The 23,272-nt window shown below is 40.1% G+C and carries 23 protein-coding genes; 12 read left to right on the top strand and 11 right to left on the bottom strand.

Translation table 11 applies throughout. The features are described from left to right. A partial coding sequence (locus QZU45_RS08025; RefSeq protein WP_295353883.1) for an FAD-dependent oxidoreductase occupies positions 1–1,140 on the bottom strand: 1,140 nt, incomplete at its 3' end. Positions 1,141–1,225: 85 nt separating this feature from the next. Between QZU45_RS08025 and QZU45_RS08020 the strand changes: the two genes are divergently transcribed. After that, positions 1,226–1,516 carry a metalloregulator ArsR/SmtB family transcription factor gene (locus tag QZU45_RS08020; RefSeq protein WP_295353881.1) on the top strand — a complete coding sequence of 97 codons (291 nt, stop codon included), beginning with the start codon at positions 1,226–1,228 and terminating at the stop codon, positions 1,514–1,516. Positions 1,517–1,586: 70 nt separating this feature from the next. Here QZU45_RS08020 and metK read toward each other — a convergent pair whose 3' ends face one another. Further along, positions 1,587–2,732, bottom strand: coding sequence for a methionine adenosyltransferase (metK, locus tag QZU45_RS08015; protein WP_295353878.1), 1,146 nt, complete (start codon positions 2,730–2,732; stop codon positions 1,587–1,589). A 422-nt stretch (positions 2,733–3,154) separates the two neighbouring features. On the opposite strand from metK, the gene fsa reads away from it, so the two are divergent. The 3 genes from fsa to QZU45_RS08000 all read left to right on the top strand — a co-directional run bounded on the left by fsa (position 3,155) and on the right by QZU45_RS08000 (position 6,811). Further along, positions 3,155–3,805 carry a fructose-6-phosphate aldolase gene (gene fsa / locus QZU45_RS08010; protein WP_031491420.1) on the top strand — a complete coding sequence of 217 codons (651 nt, stop codon included), beginning with the start codon at positions 3,155–3,157 and terminating at the stop codon, positions 3,803–3,805. Positions 3,806–4,042: 237 nt separating this feature from the next. Then, positions 4,043–6,043 (top strand): transketolase, encoded by a 2,001-nt coding sequence (gene tkt, locus QZU45_RS08005; RefSeq protein WP_295353874.1) that lies wholly within the window; start codon positions 4,043–4,045, stop codon positions 6,041–6,043. Positions 6,044–6,223: 180 nt separating this feature from the next. Continuing rightward, a complete protein-coding gene (locus tag QZU45_RS08000; protein WP_295353871.1) occupies positions 6,224–6,811 on the top strand; it encodes an HD family hydrolase in 588 nt (195 codons plus the stop codon). 39 nt (positions 6,812–6,850) lie between these two features. On the opposite strand, the gene QZU45_RS07995 is transcribed toward QZU45_RS08000, so the two are convergent. Continuing rightward, the gene (locus QZU45_RS07995; RefSeq protein ID WP_295353868.1) at positions 6,851–8,290 is read right to left on the bottom strand and encodes a sodium:solute symporter; all 1,440 of its coding nucleotides are present in this window, start codon (positions 8,288–8,290) and stop codon (positions 6,851–6,853) included. Positions 8,291–8,653: 363 nt separating this feature from the next. On the opposite strand from QZU45_RS07995, the gene QZU45_RS07990 reads away from it, so the two are divergent. Together QZU45_RS07990 and fbaA are read left to right on the top strand one after the other, a co-directional pair. Then, positions 8,654–9,820, top strand: coding sequence for a phosphoglycerate kinase (locus QZU45_RS07990; protein ID WP_074943449.1), 1,167 nt, complete (start codon positions 8,654–8,656; stop codon positions 9,818–9,820). A gap of 84 nt (positions 9,821–9,904) precedes the next feature. Next, positions 9,905–10,987 (top strand): class II fructose-bisphosphate aldolase, encoded by a 1,083-nt coding sequence (gene fbaA / locus QZU45_RS07985; protein ID WP_295353864.1) that lies wholly within the window; start codon positions 9,905–9,907, stop codon positions 10,985–10,987. Positions 10,988–11,183: 196 nt separating this feature from the next. Here fbaA and fliD read toward each other — a convergent pair whose 3' ends face one another. Together fliD and lysC are read right to left on the bottom strand one after the other, a co-directional pair. Then, positions 11,184–12,707 carry a flagellar filament capping protein FliD gene (gene fliD, locus QZU45_RS07980; protein WP_295353861.1) on the bottom strand — a complete coding sequence of 508 codons (1,524 nt, stop codon included), beginning with the start codon at positions 12,705–12,707 and terminating at the stop codon, positions 11,184–11,186. A gap of 152 nt (positions 12,708–12,859) precedes the next feature. Continuing rightward, positions 12,860–14,215 (bottom strand): lysine-sensitive aspartokinase 3, encoded by a 1,356-nt coding sequence (lysC, locus tag QZU45_RS07975; protein WP_294997701.1) that lies wholly within the window; start codon positions 14,213–14,215, stop codon positions 12,860–12,862. Positions 14,216–14,371: 156 nt separating this feature from the next. Between lysC and QZU45_RS07970 the strand changes: the two genes are divergently transcribed. The 3 genes from QZU45_RS07970 to QZU45_RS07960 are packed head-to-tail and all read left to right on the top strand — an operon-like array spanning position 14,372 to position 16,041. Next, the gene (locus tag QZU45_RS07970; protein ID WP_295353857.1) at positions 14,372–15,097 is read left to right on the top strand and encodes an AzlC family ABC transporter permease; all 726 of its coding nucleotides are present in this window, start codon (positions 14,372–14,374) and stop codon (positions 15,095–15,097) included. 2 nt (positions 15,098–15,099) lie between these two features. Beyond that, complete coding sequence (locus QZU45_RS07965; RefSeq protein ID WP_295353854.1) at positions 15,100–15,408, top strand: AzlD domain-containing protein; 309 nt, start codon at positions 15,100–15,102, stop codon at positions 15,406–15,408. A 39-nt stretch (positions 15,409–15,447) separates the two neighbouring features. Beyond that, on the top strand, positions 15,448–16,041 hold the full coding sequence (locus QZU45_RS07960; protein WP_295353851.1) for a hypothetical protein: 594 nt from the start codon (positions 15,448–15,450) through the stop codon (positions 16,039–16,041). 49 nt (positions 16,042–16,090) lie between these two features. On the opposite strand, the gene QZU45_RS07955 is transcribed toward QZU45_RS07960, so the two are convergent. The 4 genes from QZU45_RS07955 to QZU45_RS07940 all read right to left on the bottom strand — a co-directional run bounded on the left by QZU45_RS07955 (position 16,091) and on the right by QZU45_RS07940 (position 19,199). After that, positions 16,091–16,924, bottom strand: a complete 834-nt coding sequence (locus QZU45_RS07955) for a M48 family metallopeptidase (RefSeq protein ID WP_295353848.1) — start codon at positions 16,922–16,924, stop codon at positions 16,091–16,093. Between the two features lie 146 nt (positions 16,925–17,070). After that, complete coding sequence (minE, locus tag QZU45_RS07950) at positions 17,071–17,340, bottom strand: cell division topological specificity factor MinE (RefSeq protein ID WP_295353845.1); 270 nt, start codon at positions 17,338–17,340, stop codon at positions 17,071–17,073. 16 nt (positions 17,341–17,356) lie between these two features. Beyond that, positions 17,357–18,325: a septum site-determining protein MinD gene (gene minD, locus QZU45_RS07945; RefSeq protein ID WP_295353842.1), complete on the bottom strand. Its 969-nt coding sequence runs from the start codon at positions 18,323–18,325 to the stop codon at positions 17,357–17,359. A 16-nt stretch (positions 18,326–18,341) separates the two neighbouring features. Then, positions 18,342–19,199: a septum site-determining protein MinC gene (locus QZU45_RS07940; protein WP_074839667.1), complete on the bottom strand. Its 858-nt coding sequence runs from the start codon at positions 19,197–19,199 to the stop codon at positions 18,342–18,344. Positions 19,200–19,489: 290 nt separating this feature from the next. Here QZU45_RS07940 and QZU45_RS07935 point away from each other — a divergent pair, with 290 nt between their 5' ends. The 3 genes from QZU45_RS07935 (at position 19,490) to QZU45_RS07925 (ending at position 22,109) form a co-directional block, all read left to right on the top strand. After that, positions 19,490–21,034, top strand: a complete 1,545-nt coding sequence (locus QZU45_RS07935; RefSeq protein ID WP_295353839.1) for a sodium:alanine symporter family protein — start codon at positions 19,490–19,492, stop codon at positions 21,032–21,034. A 147-nt stretch (positions 21,035–21,181) separates the two neighbouring features. Then, a complete protein-coding gene (locus QZU45_RS07930; protein WP_295353836.1) occupies positions 21,182–21,667 on the top strand; it encodes an NADAR family protein in 486 nt (161 codons plus the stop codon). A 115-nt stretch (positions 21,668–21,782) separates the two neighbouring features. Further along, positions 21,783–22,109: a YcgL domain-containing protein gene (locus QZU45_RS07925; protein WP_295353833.1), complete on the top strand. Its 327-nt coding sequence runs from the start codon at positions 21,783–21,785 to the stop codon at positions 22,107–22,109. Here the strand turns inward: QZU45_RS07925 and QZU45_RS07920 are convergent, their stop codons facing one another. Further along, a complete protein-coding gene (locus QZU45_RS07920; protein WP_295353830.1) occupies positions 22,110–22,742 on the bottom strand; it encodes an MBL fold metallo-hydrolase in 633 nt (210 codons plus the stop codon). A gap of 32 nt (positions 22,743–22,774) precedes the next feature. Beyond that, the coding region (locus QZU45_RS07915; RefSeq protein ID WP_295353828.1) for a class I SAM-dependent methyltransferase at positions 22,775–23,272 on the bottom strand (498 nt) is incomplete at its 5' end.

Raw genomic sequence — 23,272 nt, 5'->3', positions numbered from 1 at the left:
CTGTAGACCAAGTATTCTGCCTTCCTTTGTGAAAAGCATCTTATAGAGGATCTGGTTTGCTCCTGGATAGTAACCTGCATGTGAATTAGCATAGATAAAGGTCTTAAGATAAGGAATTTCAAGTTTCTTTAATCTCGTCTCGTTAGCTCCAACTGCTGCAAGAGTCAGATTGAAGATTTTGACAACGGAGGAGCCCTGGGTATTCTTATAGGTTTCGTTTTTACCGCAGATGTTATCTGCAATGATTCTTCCCTGACGATTCGCTGGGCCGGCAAGAGGAATCAGAGCGCGTGTTCCTGTCGCAAAGTCGGTAATTTCAACGTTATCTCCTGCCGCATACACATTTTCATCAGAGGTTTTTAGTGTGCTGTCGACAATAATTCCTCTTGAAACCTCTAGACCTGCACTTTTAGCAAGTTCAATCTGAGGTTTGACTCCAATTGACATGACCACGATGTCGAACGGAACTGACCTTCCTGAGTTTAATAGGACATTGTCCTCAGAGAAGCCTTTAACTCCGTCATTTAAGATGATCTCTATACCGTTTTCTTTAAGTTTATTCTGAGCAACCTTTGCAACCTCAATGTCAACGTTAGGCATGATGTGCTCAGACAGTTCCACAATAGTGGTGCTGATACCAAGTTCTGAGAGATTCTCTGCCATCTCAACACCGATAAAACCAGCTCCTACAACCACCGCTCTGGAGACCTGGTTGTTTCTGATGTATGCCTTAATTCTGTTGGCATCTGAGAGTGTTCTTAAGGTAAAGGTTTTATCCCTGTTCATACCCTCAAAGTCAGGAACAAAAGGGGATGCACCTGTGGCAATAACAAGTCTGTCGTAGCCAAATTCCTTATTGTCTGCTGTTTTTACGACTTTTCTGTTTCTGTCGATTGCCACCGCTTTTGTATTTAAAAGAACATTGATATTGAACCAGTTTCTGAATTTGTTTACGTCAGAAACATGCATCGTTTCTTCAGAGTTGATTACATTGCCTATGTAATAAGGGAGTCCGCAGTTGGCTATAGATATTTCATCTGACTGTTCTAAAACTGTAATTTCTGCATTCTCATCATTTCTGCGCAGTCTTGCTGCACAGCTTGCTCCTGCAGCTCCACCGCCAATAATCAATGTTTTCATGAAATTCTCCTTAAATATAACAATATTAGAATATTACAATATTGTTATATTGTCAATTCATTATATTTCTGTTAACATTCGCGCCATGAACACATTAAATATAGAAGAATATACAAAGATTTTTTCAGCCCTGGGTCACCCTATAAGACTGAATATAGCCTGTGGCCTTTACCGAAACGGAAAGTGCAATGTTAATACAATGTCAGAGCGTCTTAACATAAGCCAGGCTCTGGTATCTCAGCATGTGAAGATTTTGAAGGAAGCAGGAATTATTGAAGGGAAACGAGAGGGCAATATTATCTGGTATTCTATTTCCTCAGAAAAGACTAAAAAACTTCTGTCATGTGTTGATCTGAATCTTTGCAACTGTAACTAAACGCTTAAACCAATAAAAAATCCTCAGAATCCTTTTGGGATCTGAGGATCTAAATATCTGTATTTTTCAGTTATAGTGACTGCTTTAGAGCATCAACCTTATCTAACTCTTCCCAGCTAAAGCCATCTCTTCCGAAGTGACCGTAGGTTGCTGTCTTCTGATAGATTGGACGAATCAAGTCTAGATCTTTGATCAGACCGTATGGTCTTAAATCAAATACGTGAGGAACGATCTCCGCAATCTTGTTGTCATCGATCTTGCCGGTACCAAAGGTATTAACAGCAATTGAAACAGGCTGAGCAACACCGATTGCATATGAAACCTGAACTTCTGCCTTGTGGGCTAAACCAGCTGCAACAATGTTCTTGGCAACGTGTCTTGCTGCGTAAGCTGCTGAGCGGTCAACCTTTGATGGATCTTTTCCTGAGAAAGCTCCGCCACCGTGTCTTGCTGCACCACCGTATGTGTCAACAATAATCTTTCTTCCGGTAACACCTGCATCACCTACAGGACCACCGATAACGAATCTTCCGGTAGGATTGATGAAGATCTTGGTTTCTTTTTTCAGATATTCTGCAGGGATAACTTTCTTGATGATTTCTTCGTAAACAGCTTCGTGAACAGTTTCCTGAGAAACATCTTCGTTATGCTGAGTTGAAAGAACGATGGTATCAACATAATCGATAGAACCATCATCTTTATATGCGATAGTAACCTGACTCTTAGCATCAGGGCGAAGCCATGAGATTGTGCCGTATTTTCTCAGTTTTGCCTGTAGTTTCATCAGCTCATGAGCATAGGTGATGGCTGCAGGCATAAACTGTGGTGTCTCATCGGTTGCATAACCGAACATAAGACCCTGATCTCCTGCACCCTGATCCTCAGGAAGAGTGCGGCTAACACCCTGATTGATATCAGGAGACTGTTTGCCTAAAGCATTCAGGAATGCGCAGTAATGACCATCGAAACCAACTTCAGAATTGTTATAGCCAATATCGCATACAGTCTTACGTGCTACAGCCTCAAAATCAACATTAGCTGTGGTTGTAATCTCACCCGCAACTAGAATAAGACCTGTTTTAACAAGAGTTTCACAGGCAACGTGAGCTGATTTGTCCTGTTCTAGAATTGCATCAAGAATTGCGTCAGATACCTGGTCACAGATTTTGTCTGGATGTCCTTCTGATACAGACTCAGAGGTAAATAATCTTGACATGAATATTATTCCTTAAATTTAACCTTACCAATATTTTTTGATTATAGTCTATTTAAACATAATTTCTATAATTTTTGTAAAAAACATATAAAAAATTTAAAATTTGTTTATAAAAATAATTATATAACTATTTGAAATAACAATATAAAAATATCAATTAATTATGGGATTAATTTTTTTTAAATAAAGGGGATTAATATTTTTTTTAGTTATTGTAAATTTTTTCAAAATCAATTTATTTTCGTATCTATTTTGAGATTTGACAATTCGCTTTAAACCATACCTCTCTAGTAAAAAAATAATGAATTGCATCACACATTTGAAAAAATACAAACGTTTACGAAAGAAAAGAGAGTAAAATTTAGAAATGTTTAGAGGTCATTCTTAAACAAGAAAATAATTAATTAAATAAAGGAGTTATCATGCGCTTTTTTCTAGACACAGCTCACGTAGAAGATATTCGTAAGGCTAATGATTTAGGCGTTATCTGCGGTGTAACCACCAATCCATCACTAATCGCAAAAGAAGGTTTAGATTTCAATGAGGTTATCAAGGAGATTACCTCAATTGTTGACGGCCCAATCTCAGGCGAAGTTAAGCCAACTACCCTTGATTTTGAGGGTATGATGAAGGAAGCTCGTGAAATCGCAGCTATCCATCCTAACATGGTTGTTAAGATCCCTATGACTGAGGAAGGCTTAAAGGCTTGCCATCAGTGTGCAAAGGAAGGCATCAAGACCAATGTTACTCTGATCTTCTCAGCAAACCAGGCTCTGTTAGCAGCTCGTGCTGGTGCTACCTATGTTTCTCCATTCATCGGTCGTCTAGATGATATTTCTGAGGATGGTCTAGATTTAATCAGAACTATTTCAGAGATGTTCGCAATCAATGACATCAAGGCTCAGATTATCTGTGCTTCAGTTCGTAACCCAATCCACGTTATGCAGTGTGCATTAGCTGGTGCTGATATTGCTACTGTTCCATACAGCGTAATCCAGACCATGATTAAGCACCCTCTAACAGATCAGGGTATCGCTAAGTTCCAGGCTGATTACAAGAAAGTATTCGGTTAATATTCGTCGCTGATGCCGGATTTTTATCCGGCATTGGTTTATATGGAACACTATTTTATCTAATCGTTTTGATGGTTTGTTCTGTTCAATTAAATAACAAATTCCTCTTTAAATTCAAAATGTTTTGACTTGACGTATAAACCAAGTAAACTAAACAGACGGTTAGATCCAGCAGTGCATAACAATGCCGCTTAACAATAAACAATACAAATAGAAAATCTTGTCCAAGGAGTTTGTATGGCAGATTACAGAGAGCTTGCCAATGCAGTTCGTGCATTGAGCATGGATGGCGTTCAGAAGGCTAAATCAGGTCACCCAGGCGCACCTATGGGTATGGCTGATATGGCTGAAGCTTTATGGCGTGGTTTTTTAAATCACAATCCAAAGAATCCTAAATTCGTAAACCGTGACCGCTTTGTTCTATCTAATGGTCACGCTTCAATGCTTATCTATTCTTTACTTCACCTAACCGGCTACGATCTGTCAATTGAAGATCTTAAGAATTTCCGTCAGTTAGGTTCAAAAACTCCTGGTCACCCAGAATACGGTGAGGTTCCTGGTGTTGAAACTACTACTGGTCCTCTGGGTATGGGTATCGGCAATGCTGTTGGTATGGCAATGGCTGAGCGTATGCTTGCAAACGAGTTCAACCGTGAAGGAATGAATATTGTTGACCACTATACCTATGTATTCATGGGTGATGGCTGCTTAATGGAAGGTATTTCTCATGAGGCATGCTCTTTAGCTGGTACTTTAGGTTTAGGCAAGCTGATCGCTCTATATGATTCAAATGGTATTTCTATCGATGGTTCTGTAAAGGGCTGGTTTGCTGATGATACCAAGAAGAGATTTGAAGGTTACGGCTGGCAGGTAATTGAAGTTGCCAACGGTAATGACGGTGCTCAGGTTCGTGTTGCTATTGAGCAGGCCAAGGCCGATACCAAGCGTCCATCTATTATTATCTGTCCTACAACTATTGGTTTCGGTTCTCCTAAGAAGGCTGGTACTTCTGCTTCTCACGGTGCTCCTTTAGGTGAAGAAGAAATTGCTGCAACCAAGGCAGCCTTAGGCTGGAAGTATGGCCCATTTGAAATTCCTCAGGAAATCTACAAAGAGTGGGATGCTACTGAAAAGGGGGCTAAGCTTGAGTCTGACTGGAATGAGCTATTCGCAAAATATAAGGCTCAGTTCCCAGAGTTAGCTTCAGAGTTTGAGCGTCGTATGTCTGGTAAACTTCCAGTTGACTTCGCTGCTAAGGCAAAGGACTGGGTTCAGTCACTCCAGAAGGCTGAGGATCCAAAGGTTGCTACCCGTAAGGCAGGTCAGATAGCTCTGAACTTCTTTGGATCTGTTCTTCCTGAATTAGTTGGTGGTTCTGCTGACTTAGCTCCATCAAATCTGACTATCAATCAGTCTTCAAAGTCAGTACAGCCTCATGAGCTGAACGGTAACTACATCCATTGGGGTGTTCGTGAGTTCGCAATGTGTGCTGCTATGAACGGTATGTTACTCCACGGTGGTTTCCGTCCATACGGCGGTACCTTCCTGATCTTCTCTGATTACGCTAAGAATGCTTTACGTATGTCAGCTCTGATGAAGATTCCTACACTGTTCGTATTCACTCACGATTCTATCGGTGTTGGTGAAGATGGTCCTACCCATGAGCCTATCGAGCAGATTGCAACCTTACGTTTAATTCCTAACTTTGATGAGTGGCGTCCTTGTGATATGGTTGAAACCGGTGCAGCATGGACTAAGATGATCGAGCGTCAGGATGGCCCAAGTGCAATTATTCTGTCACGTCAGACTCTAGAGCAGATGCCTCGTTCATCAGAGCAGGTTGACAACATTGCTCGCGGTGGCTATGTATTAAAGGATTGTGATGGTACTCCTGATGTAATCCTGATGGCTACCGGTTCAGAAGTTGCTCTTGCTTACCATGCAGCTGAGAAGCTAGCTGCTGAAGGCAAGAAGGCTCGTGTTGTATCAATGCCAAGCACTGACGTATTTGACCGTCAGTCAGAGGAATACAAAGAGTCTGTATTACCTAAGTCAGTACGTGCCCGTGTTGCAGTTGAAGCTGCTATCTCAACCACCTGGTTCAAGTATGTTGGTCTTGATGGCACAACAGTATGTCTTGACCACTATGGTGCTTCTGCTCCTGCAGGTCAGCTGTTTGAGAAGTACGGCTTTACTGTTGACAATGTTGTTGCAGCAGCAAAGAAGGTAATCAAGTAGTAAGAATTTGAACATTTAGTTCAATAATTTTCTCGGATCGTTTCTTGCTCCTTTGGAATTGATCCGAGAAATCCCTTAAATCCATCCTTATTATAGTGGGTGGATTTTTTGTTTTATATATCAGCTAATTACCTATATCTGTCAGTTAGAGGCAAAGCCATACAACAGGAGAAATGAATAATGAATGAAAGACTTAAAAAGCAGATGGAATTTGCTTTAGAGATAGATAAGGAAAAGAATATTTTCCGTCAGACTCATTTATCAGGTAACGGTCGCCGAGAGAATGATGCTGAGCATGCCTGGCACATGGCTATTATGGCTTACCTATTGAAAGAACATGCAAATGAGAAGGTGGATATTGCAAGAGTTCTTATGATGTGTCTGATTCACGATATTGTTGAAATTGATGCCGGTGATACCTATGCGTATGATCCTAAAAGCAAGGAATCTCAGAAGGCTCGTGAAGATGCTGCAAAGGAGCGTATTTTCTCCATGTTACCTGAGGATCAGAAGAAGGAGCTGATTGCTCTTTTTGATGAGTTTGAGGAAGCAAAGACCCCTGAGGGAAAGTTTGCTAGGGCAATGGATAATCTCCAGCCTTTAATGCTAAATAACAGTAATAATGGAGCAGACTGGAGAGAACATAAGGTTAAGGCTGATCTTGTGTACGGCAGACATAACAGAACCAAAGAAGGTTCTGAGATTCTGTTTGAACTTACCGACCGTATTCTTAAAGACAATATTAAAAAAGGAAATATCTCAGAGTAGAGTTCTTTTTCTCATCTTTTGAGGCGTATCACTGTAGTCCTAACCTTCTGCAGATACGCTTTTTTTCTGTGTACTGAATAAATACAGTCCGCCAAATGTCAGTGCGCCGTTTAATAGCAGAAGTTCATATCCAAATTTATAACCAAATATCTTTAATGTCAGCTGAGAAATAATAAAACAGGCAACAGGGGAGAACATTGCTATGTATGGGGTAAGTCTGTCTGAAACAGTTCTTCTTCCAAAGATTGCAAATGTAAATAATCCTAACAGCGGTCCGTAGGTATAACCGCAGAGAATAAAGATGGCATCAATCAGACTGGTTGAATTGAAATAGTTAAAAATCAGCACAGTAAATGAAAAAAGAACCGCCATTATTGTGTGAGTATATTTTCTCAATTCCAAATCATCACTTTTCTCTTTTATATCTACACAGTATGTTGTGGTAAGGGCTGTCAGAGAAGAGTCGGCACTTGAAAAGGCTGCTGATACAATTCCGATTACAAAGAAAATTTTTGCTCCTATTCCAAGGGTACCGTTGGATATAGCTTCAATCAGCAGACTGTCAAACTTTTCAGGAATTGAAATTCCCTTTGTATTAAAAGCACAGATAAGCAGAATACCTAAAACCATAAACAGCATGTTTACAGGAGTAAAGGCAAAGGCGTAGGTGCACATATCTTTTTTTGCCTCACGCAGTGTCTTACAGGTTAGGTTCTTCTGCATCATGTCCTGATCCAGTCCTGTCATAACAACTACGATGAATGCACCACTGATAAACTGCTTAAAGAAGTTCTGTGGTGATTTGATATCAGAAAACTCAAAGATTCTGCTATGACTGCTTGCTACAACTTCCTTGTAGGCATCCATAAGGCTGAAGTCTAAAACATCCATTACACCGTAAAGAATAACCCCTAGTGAGAGCAGCATAAAAAAGGTCTGAATTACGTCTGTATGTACCAGCGTTTTTATTCCTCCATTTCTGGTATACAGCCAGATTAGAGTCATTAGAAAAGGAACTGTTACAAAGAACGGAATATTGAATTCCTTAAAGACAAATCTGTCTAAAATCAGGCAGACTACATAGAATCTTGCGGCAGCGCCTATGAGTTTAGAAATCAGGAAAAATAAGGCTCCGGTTTTGTAGGAAGTTTCACCAAGTCTGATTTTGAGAAAAGAGTAAATGGTGGTCAGGTTATTACGGTAGAAAATCGGCAGCAGAACAAAGGCAACAATAAAATATCCAAGAATATAGCCAAGACAGGTCTGAAGATAAGTCATGTCTGACCACATAACCATACCTGGTACAGAAACGAAGGTTATTCCTGATAAAGAGGCTCCGATCATACCGAAGGCAACAAGATACCATGGCGAATTTCTATCTCCTCTGAAAAAAGTTTCATTGGAGTTTTTTGATCCATGAAAATAGCTGTAGGTATAAAGAATTGCAAAGTATGAAATTAAAATAATCAGAACAAACATAAATCCAGCTTATTTGTATTTAGCAATAATTTTCTGCAGGTGGATTGTATCAGCAATTAACTCATATGCAATTTTTCTTTTCCTGAAAAAACGAAAACGATGATAAAGGATGAATTTCAGGTAAGAAAAGGATCATCTTTGAGCAGATTTTTTTAAATGTTTTCGGAAGCGTAAGGCTAAGAAAATGCGATAAAAAAAGTGATCTTGTTAACGTTTATATACAATTTAAGAAAATTTGTTTCAAAATAGCCAAAAATACGCTCTAAAAATTGAAATGTTGTAAACATGTGCTAAAATCTATGACTGTTAAAGCTTAGTTTTAAAGTCTAACAAAGACGATTTATATACGAGGAAAAACGAACTATGGCAATTAAAAAGATGACCGACCTTGACCTAAAAGGCAAGCGCGTTCTAATCCGTGCTGATCTTAATGTACCTTTAAAGGACGGCAAGGTTCAATCAGATAAACGTATTATGGCTACATTACCTACAATCAAGAAGGCTCTAGAGCAGGGCGCTAAGGTAATGGTTATCTCTCACTTAGGCCGTCCTGAAGAGGGCGTTTATGCTGAGGAATTCTCTCTAAAACCTGTTGCAGATTACATCGCTACTAAGCTTCCTGGTGTAAATGTTCGTTTAGAAAAAGATTACTTAAACGGTGTTGATGTTAAAGAAGGCGAGCTAGTTGTTCTAGAGAACTGCCGTTTCAACAAGGGCGAGAAGAAGAACGCTGAAGACCTGTCTAAGAAGTACGCTGCTCTATGCGACGTATTCGTAATGGATGCTTTCGGTACCGCTCACCGTGCACAGGCTACTACCTACGGTGTAGCTCAGTTTGCTCCAGTTGCATGTGCTGGTCCTCTACTTGCTGCTGAGCTTGAGGCTCTTGGCAAGGTTATGGATAACCCAGCTCGTCCAATGGTAGCAATCGTTGGTGGTTCAAAGGTTTCAACCAAGCTAACCGTTTTAGATACCTTATCAAAGGTTTGTGACCAGTTAATCGTTGGCGGTGGTATTGCTAATACCTTTATCGCAGCTGCTGGCAACAAGGTTGGTAAGTCTCTATGCGAAGAAGACTTAATTCCAAATGCTAAGGAATTAGCTTCAAAGACTCAGTTACCTGAGTTCGTTGATGTTGTTGTAGGTAAGGAATTCGATGAGAAGACACCTGCTGTTACCAAGGATCTGAAGGATATCGCTGATGACGATATGATCTTTGACTTAGGTCCTAAGAGCATGGCTAACATCAACAAGGTTATCAAAGAGGCTAAGACCATTCTTTGGAACGGTCCTGTAGGCGTATTCGAGTTCGAGCAGTTTGCTGCTGGTACCAAGTCAATGTCACAGGCTATCGCTGAGTCTGCTGCATTCTCAGTTGCTGGTGGTGGTGATACCATCAACGCAATCCAGAAGTTCAATGTTGCTGACAAGATTTCTTACATTTCAACTGGTGGCGGTGCTTTCCTTGAGTTCGTTGAAGGCAAGAAGTTACCAGCTGTTGAAATCCTTGAGAAGAGAGCTGCTGAATAATAGCTTTTCATGATAATGCCAGTCTATTTGACTGGCATTTGTCTGTAGAATTTTTCTTATTTTTTTTACAAAGGTAATAATCTTATGACTAAGATTTTAGACGTTATCAAGCCAGGTGTTGTAACTGGTGAGAATCTTCAGAAGTTATTCAAGCTGGCACGTGAGAATGGTTATGCATTCCCATCTGTAAACTGTGTTGGTACTGATTCAATCAACGCTGTTATCGAGGCTGGTGCTAAGGCTCGTTCAGCTGTTATGGTTCAGTTCTCAAACGGTGGTGCTCAGTTCATCGCTGGTAAGGGCCTGAAGTCAGATATTCCTCAGTTCGCTGCTATCAAGGGTGCTATTTCTGGTGCTCTACACGCACGTAATGTTGCTGAGTACTACGGTGTTCCTGTTGTAGTTCACACTGACCACTGCGCTAAGAAGTTATTACCATGGATCGACGGTCTTCTAGATGCTGGTGAGAAATACTACAAAGAGCACGGTGAGCCATTATTCTCATCTCACATGATCGATCTTTCAGAGGAATCTTTAAAGGATAACGTTGACATCTGCTGCAAATACTTAGAGCGTATGTCAAAGATGGGCATGACTCTTGAGTTAGAGTTAGGCTGCACCGGTGGTGAGGAAGACGGTGTTGACAATTCAGGTAAGGATGAGTCAGCTCTATACACCCAGCCAGAAGACGTAGCATATGCATACGAGAAGTTATCAGCTATTTCTCCTAACTTCACTATTGCTGCTTCTTTCGGTAACGTACACGGTGTTTACAAGCCAGGTAACGTTAAGTTAAAGCCAACCATTCTACGTGATTCTCAGAAATATGTTCACGACAAGTTCCACACTGAGTCAGAGAAGCCTCTAAACTTAGTATTCCACGGTGGTTCAGGTTCATCTGAGCAGGAAATCCGTGAGTCAGTATCATACGGTGTTATCAAGATGAACATCGATACCGATACTCAGTGGGCAACATGGGATGGTATCCTACAGTTCTACAAGCAGAACGAGAACCGTCTACAGGGCCAGTTAGGTGATGGTACCGATCCAGACGTTCCAAACAAGAAGTTCTACGATCCACGTGTTTGGTTACGTAAGGGCCAGGAATCAATGGTTGAGAGATTACAGGAAGCATTTGAGCGTTTAGGTTCAAAGGATTCTCTATAATTTTGAGATCATAAGTCTTTTACATTCACTGTAGAAGATGGAAGGGCACAGATTCACATGAGTCTGTGCCTTTTTAATTTGTAATTAAATAGCAATTTACCGGTATATTACCTGTATCAGTATTAGGTTAGAAGCAGTCTGCATTGAAAAGAAAAAATGGAGGCCTAAGCCTCCATTAAATCCTTTTTGGAATTTCTTAAGAACTCTTGGACGAAGTGCTTACACTTGAAATTACACTTGATAGGTAGGATAAAGAGGTCTGATAGCCTGCCATCAGCGAATCAAGATTACCATACTTGGTTCTTAGGTTTGCTTCATACTGCTCAAGCAGCTCGTTGTTTCTGTTTTCCTTCTCTGTCCAGTAATCCATCTGTGACTTCAGCTGAGTCTCACGATCAGACAATAGTCCACCGAACTTGGTGTACTCATAAATTTCATCAGATACCTTATCAATCAGACCGTCACTGTCGGTGAATAGTTTCTGTACAGCTGTAGAGTTTTCTTCAAGAGCCTTACTGAACTTTTCCTTATTCAGAGAAAGGGTTCCGTCCTTGTTATACTCAAGACCACAGGTAAAGTAGTTCATTCCTGATACCTCTACATCACCTTTGGTAATCAAAGATACCAGGCTGTTCTGCAATCCCTTTACCTGTGAGTCACCTGCCAGATCTCCACCATCGTAGTTGTTGGTTCCATTTGTATAGGTGTTTCTTGCAGTCAGTGTATTGAATGTAGAAATCAGACTGTTATATGCGTTTACAAAAGTCTGAATCTTGTTTGCAGCGGCATCAATATCAGATGTGATATCTACCTGATAGGATTTAAGTCCGGTTACACCATTTTCTGTTTCTGATTCTGATACTCGCTGAGCAACAATTTCAACGCCTGCAACCTGATCTTTAAATTCATTAGTTTTTGAGGTAAGCTCGTTGCCATCTACTGTAATTATGGCATTTTGACCATCAGAATAGGTCCAATTAGCTTTTGAGGCAATTTTTTTGCCATTCTCATCTGTTGTTACATTACTATCGTGATCAAATGCGAGTAAAGACAGGCTGTCATGTCCCTCTGATGCTTCAGAACCTGAAAATGAAATAGAAAGATTCTGTGAATTCTGACCGGTCTCGCCTGCAACCAGGGAGAAAGAATAGCCATCTGAAGTCTTGATAACATTACAGCTGACACCATAGGTGTTTTCTGCACTGGTATTGATTTTTCTGCGGATAAGCTCTAGAGTATCGCCCTCAGATATCTCAATATCAAACTTACGCTCGTTCTCATTTTCATCTTTACCGAGACTAATAGTCAGGGTTCCTGCAGAGAAGGAATTATTAAAAACTTTTTCTCCACTCTCGTCATTTGTTTTTATTTTTGTAGTGATGGATTCAGCCTTTGCCAACTGGTTAACCTGAACAGACATACTGGTATTTGAGCAGTCTGATTTAGCAGTAATAGAAAATGCAGTATAAGAAGAGGACTGAGAGGTAGAAATCTTATGGGTATTTAATACATCAATACCCTTTGAATTATCAATGGTTGATTTAAACGACTTTAAGGCTGATGTAAGTTTCTTTACACCATCCTGTTCAATTTCGGTCTCTGCTTTTTTTACAGTTACTCTTTTACTCAGTAGCTGTTTTCTTGATGAAACCATAGCAGAAATGATTGATTCAAAATCATTTCCTGAACCTGTACCTGCATTTGTTACCATTGATGCCATAACTGTTAACCTCTGTATTCCCTATAAACAATTATAGGTTAATCCCTCTCTTCATTATTTAACGGCAAATGAATCCCACTTCTTTACATTTGGGATAAAAAAAAGCTTTTCTCTTGTGGAGAAAAGCCTTGCAATAGTTATGCCAGAAAAATTTAATCTTCTAATAACTGCTCATGTAGTGCTATCAGGGCATCAGAGGTATCGCCGTCTTTAAGCAGGAAGCACAGGTTGTGCTTAGATGCGCCGTAGCAGATCATTCTTACAGAGAATGACTTGATTGAGTCGAAAGCCTTGGTGATAACACCTGCATTCTCTGACATCTTATTGCCAATGATGGCAATAAGTGGCAAGCCAGTTTCAACCTTTACATGGCAGAACTGACGTAATTCATTCAGCATGTTTTCACTAATCTGAGCAGAACCTGAGGTACTGGTTCCGCCGTCAATAGTTACTGCAATTGATATTTCTGAGGTTGAGACTAAATCAATTGAATGATTGTATTTTGCAAATACTGCGAATACATTTGCCAAGAAACCTGTTGCACCAACCATTACAGGAGAAGACAGAATGATCAGAGTCTGATTCTTTCTTAATGCCAGGGCTCTGAAGTTAGGTTCAGAGGTAGTTTCATATCTAACCCAGGTACCACCTTTTTCAGGTTCACGTGATGAACCAACGAAAATAGGGATCTTCTTCTCAACAGCAGGCAGCATTGTAGATGGATGTAAAACTTTAGCACCAAAGTTTGCCATTTCAGCAGCTTCAATATATGTAAGCTCTGGAATAGGACGTGCATTTTTTACAATACGAGGATCGGTGGTAAATACACCTGGAACATCAGTCCAGATAGAGATAGTGGCAACACCAAGAGCATCACCCAGTAGGGCAGCGGAGTAATCTGAACCGCCTCTTCCAAGTGTAGTTGTTTCACCGATGATATTTGAGCCGATAAAGCCCTGGGTGATGATAACAGTTGAGTCACTGATTAAAGGCATCAGTTTGTCACGGGTTAACACACGGATATCATCAGTTAGAGGTTTTGCTCTGCTGAACTTAGAATCAGTTCTCATTACCTCTCTAACATCAAACCATGTTGCATCGGTTCCGAAGTGCTTGAATAGAGCGACGAACAGGTAAGATGACATTAACTCACCGTGAGAAACAAGACTGTCAGTTAACTGATCTGATGTCTGTTTTGCTGCCTGAGCAGTCTGTTCTCTGATCTCCTTAATGTGTCCTTCTACGAACTCCCTAAGTTCCTCTTGATTGTCCAAATGGGAAATAATATCTTCATGGATATCGCGAAGTTTAGTAATAATTTCTTCAATTCTTGTTTCGCTGCATTTGCCCGATGCAAGTTCTACAAGAAGATTTGTAACACCTGCACATGCGCTGACTACAACAACACGTGACTTTTTATTGCCGATGACAACCTTGTAGCTTGAAGACATTGCTTCAAAATTACCTACAGAAGTTCCACCAAACTTTGCTATATCTAAATTTTCCATATATTATTGTGTATCCAAAATTTGTTATTGAAATAAACTTGCATACATACATATTAAAAAGACTTAAGATCTTTATCAATTGTAATATACATAATGTCTATAATGGTGCATAATGGCACCTTAAATGAGCATAATGAACAAAAAGTGGAAGCTAAATTGAATAATAAACAACTATTTCTGTTGGGAGCCAGACATTCTTTACCAATTTGTCTTGGATATATATCTGTTGGTACTGCTTATGCAGTTATGGCTCTGCAGTCTGGATATACCCAGTTTGAAACAATTCTTATGTCCGTTGTGAGTTACAGCGGATCTGGTCAGTTTTTTGCTGTTACCATGGCAAAAGAGCATTCATCTCTTATTGCAATTGCATTAGGTCTATTTTTACTGAACTTCAGATACTTTATTATGAGTACCTGTATATTCTCCAGATTTGAAAAGCTCTCCAATTTATCAAGAACTTTCTTTGCTCATTGTGTTACAGATGAGCCTTTTGCAATTTTTACAACCGCACCGAAGGAGCTGGTAAAGATTTCCTATTTTTCAGGACTGGTTCTGACTTCCTGGTCCTCTTGGATTTTAGGCGCTGTAATCGGAGTTACTGCTAATGATTATCTGCCGGTTGATCTGGTAAATGCCATGAATGTAGCCCTGTATGCTCTGTTCATCGCGATTATTGTTCCTCCAGCCAAGGTCAACTTTAAACTGATGCTGATTATTCTCAGTGCAGCTGTTATGAACATTATTCTTACCTCAGTTATGAATGCATGCTGGGCTATTCTGGTAACTATTGTCTGCTGTTCTCTTGTTGGAGCCAGGTTTATGGACAACAAAAAATCCGCAGTAAAGAATGAAAATGATATTAAGGCTGAGGAGAGTTAAAAATGGATAGCAACTACTACCTTTATATAATTCTTATATCTTTTCTGGTAACTTATCCGATCAGAGCTATCCCGGCATTATTTATCTCAAAGCTTTCTTTGAGCTCATACTGGCAGCGAGTTCTTGATCTGGTGCCATATACTGCGCTTACAGCTTTAGTTTTTCCTGGTATTTTCTACTGTGTTGAAAACAGTCAGTATGCAGGCTATATTGGTGCATTTTTTGCGATCATTGCTGCTCTTTGTAAAATGTCTTTATCAGTAGTTGTGCTTATTGCTGTAATTTCGGTTTATTTATCCATCATTATCTGATTTTTCACCTATAAGAAAGATATAGACAAAGGAATAATTATGCTAAAAAATCGTAGAAAAGTTTCTGATAATGAAGCATACAATCCTTATGAATGCGCAGCTCAGCTTAAGGATTTGCTGGTTGAATCTAATCTTTCTCCAATCATGACTATGGTTGTGTATGAGTTTCTGTCTGATGTAATTGAGCATAAGGTACCTAGAGATGCCTCAATTTATGAGCATATTCAGAAATGTTTTGAGGAAAAGTTAAGATTTGTAATTCTTGATTCGAACTCTGAAGCAGAAATCCGCAACAAGGCTAAAGCCTACCTGATTCTGCTTTTAGAGATTATTTCCCACTCAAAGCTTGTCGAAGGTATAGATATTGATTTGTATCGTGTGAAGATGGACGGTGGGGAAACCAGTGTAAAAGTGAGATTCGATGCTCAGAACTTCAAGGTTGATAAGCGCGGATATGAGTTTATCGAAAATGTTAATCAGATTAAGGAAAAAAATCAGTCTGGTTCTCAGCTTATTACCTCGCTAAGCAAGTGTACAATTGACGCTGTTGACTATATTCTTGAGCGCTACAAGTCTCATGCAGACAAATTCGATGACGGAGATATCATCGTTATCGATTCGATTCAGGCTTAAGCCTATTATCCGAGAGCAAGGCTCTCGGATTTCGCAGTTTTTTTTCTAATCAGATTTCTGATTTCAGTCCGTATTTATCGATTAAAGCCTGAAGATCCTTATATCGTTTCTCTGAAGTAGGATGAGTGCTGGTGATTGAGTTTAGCATCGAGGCTGCTTTTGAATTACCTGCACCTGAGGTTGCTGTAACCTTTTTCTCGTAGACATCCATTTTCTTCATTACGCTCACTGCACCCTGAGGATTAAATCCTGCCTTGTACATCAGTTCAAGTCCGTACTTATCAGCCTCGCTTTCCTGATCACGAGAGAATGGCAGGGCAACTGTAGCATTGTAAACAGCATTAGCAGAATCTGTTATGGTTGAACTCACGCCAAACAGGCCTGCAACAGAGGTAACTCCTGACTGTACTACCTGTTTACTCATTGCTTCTCTTGAATGTTCCTTTAAGGCATGAGAAATCTCATGTCCGACAATTGCGGCAAGTTCATCATCATTCAGATTCAGCTCCTTAATGAGTCCAGTGTAGACAACGATCTTTCCTCCAGGCATACACCATGCGTTGACGGTATTATCCCTGATGGTGTTAACTTCCCACTGCCATTTGCTGCAGTCTTCTCGAAGAGTTGGGGCAACCTTTATTAGCTTTTTAGATACCTTGTTAACTCTTTTTGCATAATCAGAAGAGGTATCCAGCTTGTTATGTTTCTTGGCATCAGCAATAACCTTGGAATATTCCTTAGCTGACTGGGCATTTATGGTGTCTTCAGATACAAGCATGAACTGATTTCTATCATCACCGAACATTGACTTGGTGGTCTGAGCACATGAAGTTAGAAGGGCACAGCCTACGATTGCTGAAACTATAAGTTTTGAGTATTTCATTCTATTTGTCCGTATGGAAAATCACACATTCACCTTTTTTAAGGAGAGTGCTGTTTTTGAACTTTAGTTTGAAAAAAAATAAGAGGGAGCAAAAATTACTTTTTGCCCATAAAAAACGTCCTCGTTTGAGGACGTCCTTTTAGAAGCTATTCTCTTTTCAGAGAAACAGACATTTCCATAATGGAAGTGTTGTCTTTGTTAGCAATGTTGAATTCAACGTCCTGTTCAGAGTCAATCTTGATGTACTTCTTTAGGACCTCGAAGATTTCCTGTCTAAGTTTTGGCATGTAATCAGGAGTATCTCTGCCAGCACGGTCACTGATCAGCACAACGCTTAAACGCTGCTTGGCTGATTCTGCTGAGCTCTCATTCTTGTCTCCGAAAATGGCATCGGAGATTGCCTTTAATAATGACATGGTATCTCCTTATTTATTATTTTTTAAAGATCTTAGCGAAAATACCTTTCTTCTCGGTAACAAATCTTAGAGGAACCTCGTTGCCAAGAAGTCTTTCAACGGCATCTCCGTATGCTTTACCAGCATCTGAAGCTTCGTTAAGAATAATTGGATTACCTGAGTTAGAGGCCTTTAGAACATCCTCAGACTCAGGGATAACACCTAACAGAGGAATGGTCAGAAGCTCCTGAACATCTTCAACTGAAAGCATTTCTGATCTCTTAACTCTGCTTGGAACATAACGGGTTAACAGCAGTTTTGCTGCAACAGGTTCCATCTCAAGCTCTGATCTGCGTGATTTTGCATTCAGAATTCCGATGATTCTGTCTGAGTCACGAACTGATGAAACTTCTGGGTTTGTGGTAACGATTGCTTCATCCGCAAAATAAAGTGCCATCAGAGCACCGGTTTCGATACCAGCTGGTGAATCACAGACAACGTATTCGAAGTTCATGCTGTCAAGTTCACGGAATACCTTCTCAACACCCTCAAGAGTCAGGGCATCCTTATCTTTGGTCTGAGAGGCTGGTAGAACGAACAGATTCTCTACGTGACGATCCTTGATTAAAGCCTGGTTTAACTTGGCTTCATCCTGAATTACGTTGATGAAATCATATACAACACGACGCTCACAGCCCATGATAAGATCAAGGTTTCTCAAACCAACGTCAAAGTCTAGAACTGCAGTCTTGTGACCTTTCTGAGCCAGACCTGTTGCAATAGCTGCAGATGATGTGGTCTTACCAACACCGCCCTTACCTGAGGTTACAACAATAACGTGCAGGTTTTTGAAAGGCTCCTTGCTAACTGCAGGCTTAGCTTCCTTCTTCTCCTCTGACTTGGTCTCTTCAGCCTTTGCTTCATCCTTATCAGAATCGTTTGCCGCTAAAACTTCTTCAACTTTCTTTTCAGCGTCGTCTTCTTTCTTCATGATTTGATCTGCCATATTAGTTTAATCCTTGTTAGAATCTCGATTGAATTGTTTGTACGTCTTTTACGTGGCAGTAGTTTAAACTTCTGCCGTTTAGTGAAACTATTACTGAACTGTCTTCTCCATATAATGATTTTAAGGTCTGGTTATTCTCCATATCATCAGCTGTCTGATAATTACCTGCAATTGCAACCAGAGTAGGGGCAAATACGCCACTGACGTAGATTATGCCTTTCTCATAACCATCTGTATCCTTATCCTTTGGTGATCCTGCATAGACTTCTCCATGCATGTCTCCAAATACAAACACATTATGGCTTGCAATAATTCTGGCTGTTCTGGCCACATTACCTAAAATCAAAACTGAAGTATCAGGAGCACTTATGCATTCTCCTGAACGCAGAGAGTGTGAAACCACCATCATAGGTTCAGGCTTACGGACCTCATATGGGACCTTTACCTCATAAGGCTCAGGAATATGTACAGGAACCTGTATCTCTATAGTCTTGGTAATAACCCTAGGTTTAAAGTTTTCTTCGCGCATTCTGGCGAATTTTGTAGAGTTGACTACAGGAATGTTCCTTTTTATAAGGGTATCAGCGCGTTCCTCGGTAAGAATTCCTGAAATACCGATAAGAAACAATCCGTAATTTCTACAGGTTGCAGCTAACTGGTCGTAATCAAGATCCTTAAGGTAATTGATATTTGCCGCGTCAATAACCACAGGTGAATTTTTGTAAATCTCTGCTCGAGGCAGAACTTTCTGCTCTAGCAGTTCGGTAAGCTCCTCAACAGTTCCTTTATGCATCTCAATAGTGTTAAAAGAATAACCTGTTCTTGAAATGCTGGCGCTCATTGTTGTGTCGCCAGTATCTGCAAAAGAGTCCATTTACCTGCCTTATTTATCAATAATTCCTTACAAAAAAACTATCTTACCATAATGGTCGATAAATGTATTGTTAAAGACTGTATGAAAGTCATTTTTTATGTTGCTGAATACCAAAAATAATGGCTGTGTCGGATTTTTTTAAATTCAATTATCCAATTTCAAAATCAAATAAGTTTTTTCTCACCAAAATGGTGTGAAAACTTCATTTTATGGTGAAAATTCAAATATAAATAATTAGATGATAAACTACAGCAAGTTAACTGCAAACTATAATAACAAGAGATTTTAACATGCTAGATATATTGAATACTTTTGTAAACAATGTCAGTGGATTTTTATGGACATATATTGTCATAACTCTGCTGATTGTCATTGGCCTGTTTTTTACCTTCAGTACCGGATTTGTTCAGATTAAGTACTTCTTTGAAATGTTCCGTGTTTTAAAACACGGTATTACCGGTCAGAAAAAGAAGGGTAAAGAGGTAAGTTCATTTCAGGCATTCTGTATCAGTACCGCATCACGCGTAGGTGTAGGTAATATCGCGGGTATTGCCATTGCCATTACTTTAGGTGGTCCTGGTGCTATTTTCTGGATGTGGGTGATTGCGCTTATAGGAAGTGCAACCGGTTTCGTCGAGAGTACTCTTGCTCAGATTTACAAGGTTCCTTACCGCATCGGCGGCTATCACGGAGGTCCTGCCTACTACATTAAGAATGCTCTGCGTCAGCCTTTTGTTGCTGCCATCTTTGCAGTCTTAATCAGTATCACTTTTTCTCTGACCTACAATTCAGTTCAGTCAAACACTATTACCAGTGCAATTGTGGTTGCCTTTGATCTTCAGTCATACTTAGATGGCTATGAGAACTACATTACCGGTCTGGTTCTATGTGTACTGGTATCAATGATTATTTTTGGTGGTGTTCAGAGAATTGCAAGGGTTACAGAATTTATGGTGCCAATCATGGCTGTTCTGTACATCCTGATTGCATTTGTAATTATCTGCATGAACATTTCTGCAGTTCCAGATATGCTGTACCTGATTGTTCACGATGCCTTCCATCCTCAGCAGGCTGTTGCCGGTGGTTTTGGTGCTGCAATTCTAACTGGTGTAAAGAGAGGTCTGTTCTCAAATGAGGCTGGTGAAGGTTCTGTGCCAAATGCCGCAGCATGTGCAACCACCTCTCATCCTGTAAAACAGGGACTTATTCAGGCATTCGGTGTATTCATAGATACTCTGGTAATCTGTACTGCATCAGCAGCTATTGTTCTGCTGTCAAATCAGTATGAGATTGGAGGTGAACTGACCGGCATCAATCTGATTCAGGCATCTTTGACTTCTCAGCTAGGTGCATGGGCAGGTTATTTCATGACCTTTACCATTGTGCTGTTTGCGTTCAGCTCAATTATCGGTAACTACTATTATGGTGAGGTTAATATTCAGTTCCTAACTAGAAATCCGTTTATTATGACCTTGTTCAGAATGTTTGTTGTTGCTATGGTGTTCTTTGGTTCGTATGCCTCTCTTTCACTTGTATGGGACCTTGCAGATCTGTTTATGGCTCTGCTAACCATTACCAACCTTTATGCAATTGTTAAGCTTTCAAAGTTTGCCTTCATTGCATTTAAGGATTACAGACTTCAGCAGTCACTAGGTATTAAGGATCCTGAGTTTTCTCCTTCTGTTCTGCCTTCACAGCAGGGTATCTGCTCCTGGGGTAATGAGGCTGAATACTTAAGAGGGAATGGAGATGAGCCTAGTGAGGATGCTCTTGCTTCATGGGAACATGCAAGAATAAAAAGAGAGAAGGCTCAGAGCTTCTGTCACGCTAAGTAAAGCTTAGCTCTTCCTTTTTACAAAGAACGCTGTCAGTGAGAGATCATTGATGGCGTTTTTTTTGTGTTTTTTTGTTTTGTTGTCGCTTTTCTTATAGAATACTAAAGAACTTGTTTCTTTTTGAAAAATAAATAAAAAGGCTCTCGAATGTCTGTTGTATGTTTTCACAATCCTGATGAAGAAAACGGAGTCTTCAGCAACTGGTATCAGTCTGATTTTTCCGTTTCTGGATATACTTTCTCATCAATTGAACAGTACATGATGTACAAAAAAGCAGAATGCTTTTGTGATGCTGAGATTTCAAAAAAAATCCTGACAACGGATAATGTTGCACAAATAAAGAAGTTAGGTCGACAGGTTCACAACTATGATGATCATGTATGGAACGGATTTAGACAGATAATTGTTTATGAAGGTCTTTGTTCGAAATTTCAGCAGAATGCTTCTTTAAAACAGGCTCTTCTTTCAACAGGAGATGCTGTTCTTGCTGAGTGTGCTGTAAGAGATCTGATCTGGGGAATCGGTCTTTCAATGACTGATCCTAACAGATTTGATATTGAGAAGTGGAAAGGCAGGAATCTTTTGGGCTATTCGCTTATGCTGGTGAGAGAAAAGATAAAATCCACAGGTTAGAAGTCACAATTGGTATATACTCTTCCACGACTCTTCCACGGTTGTCTATGAGACATAGTTTCAATGAGTGCTGTATTTTCTAAAGCACTTATAAGAAAAAAAACAGGATTTAAAAATGGCTGATAGATTAGTTTTCGTTTATAAAAGCAGAAATAAACAGGGACGTTATCTTTACTTAAAAGAGAAGGATGTTTTTGCCCATATTCCAGCAGGTCTTCTTGATGCTTTTGGTGCCCCTGAGTTTGTGATGATGTTTGCTTTATCAAAACATAAAAACCTTCCTAAGGTGAAGGTAGAAGATCTTGAAGAAGCTCTGGATACAAAAGGGTATTTTCTGAGAATTGATCTTGAGGATGTTGAAGAGAACCTTATTAACCAGGAAAGAAAATTCAGAGGCTTAGAGCCCCTGTCTAAAGAAGAGCTGTCCGATCTTTTCAAATAATCAGACAGTGTAAGGATTGCCTTCAATCTCATCTGCGATTGTACTGTTTGGGCCATGACCTGACAGTACATCTGTAAGTGGTGGAAGCTTGTAGAGTTTGTTTTTAATAGAATCAATCAGATCATCAAAATCCCCTAAAGGAAAGTCGGTTCTGCCGATTGAGCCTGCAAAGAGGGTATCACCGCTAATTAGTAGCTTTTTCTCTTCACAGTAATAGCAGACTCCACCAGGTGTATGTCCAGGAGTAGTGATAACTCTGAATTTGAGTCCGGTGATTGGTTCAAGTATCTGACCGTCTTTTACCCATTCTGTCTCAAAAATCTCTGGTTTATTCAGACCAAAGGCTACTGCCTGATTATCCAGAGTCTCATATAAAGGTCTGTCTTCAATAGCACTGCCGTAAACTGGCACTTTCTGTACAGCAAGCAGGGCAGGAATGCCACCGACATGATCAAGATGCATATGAGTGATAAGAATTGACTTCAGAGTAAGATCTCTATCTTTAAGCTCACTCATAATTCTGTCTGCGTTATCACCCGGATCAATTACACAGGCCTCTAAGGTCTCATCGTTATAGAAGATTCGGCAGTTCTGCATAAAAGGGGAAACGAAAAGTGTTTTGTAATCAATCACTGTAAACTCCTTATTTTCCTTTGTTGCGTTGCTTACATTACAGCGATATCCAGACCTTTTAGATAGAAGGTTTCAGGACAAGGCAGGGATACCACATGATCTTCATCCTGGCGCAGAGTTCCGACAACTCTGCCGTCAACCTTCGCGTCAAGCGCTGCGTCAGCGACAATCTTCTGGAAAAGGGCAGGATCAACAAGACCTGAACAGGAGAAAGTCAGCAGATGTCCACCATTTTTAACCAGCATAAGTCCTAATCGATTGATATCCTGATAACCCCTGCAGGCTTTTTTCAGATTAGCCGCTGATTCAGCAAACTTTGGAGGATCAAGTACGACCAAATCATACTTGGTTCCTTTTTCCACCTGTTCGCGTAGATATGCAAACACATCCTTCTTTAAAAACTTGCAGCGACCTGGGTCGAGGTGATTGAAAGCAACACCGGTTTTAGCCGCATTTAAGGCATGTTCTGAAACATCCACATTCTCAATCTTAGAGGCTCCACCCTTTAAGGCCCACAAACCAAAGCCTCC

Source organism: uncultured Succinivibrio sp., assembly GCF_902756765.1.
Classification (GTDB): domain Bacteria; phylum Pseudomonadota; class Gammaproteobacteria; order Enterobacterales; family Succinivibrionaceae; genus Succinivibrio.
Note: the sequence above shows the minus strand (reverse complement) of the source record. Positions and strands in the feature narration are given on the sequence as shown.